Here is a 204-nt window from a genome sequence, read left to right as displayed (position 1 = left end):
GTTCAAGGACCAAACGACACCGATCCAAACGATGCATGTGAGTTTACTGCAGCAGATATTACTTTACCTGTAACAGCAATCACAGATTGTGATGGCGATGGAGAAACAAGTGATACCGATCCAAATGATACCGATCCATGTATTGGAGGAACATTATCAAATGTAGATTTAACAGACACAACAAGTGACTGGGCAACTGCAGAT

General features: G+C 41.7%; 1 protein-coding gene. It reads left to right on the top strand.

The window, feature by feature from the left end; translation table 11 throughout:
- Positions 1–204 (top strand): hypothetical protein (locus tag ACVCXO_RS00080; protein ID WP_452227567.1); only part of this gene is annotated, 204 nt, incomplete at both ends.

The sequence above is a fragment of the Lacinutrix sp. MEBiC02404 genome, assembly GCF_053601575.1.
The sequence above is the reverse complement of the archived record's forward strand: the minus strand, read 5'-3'. Positions and strand labels throughout refer to the sequence as shown.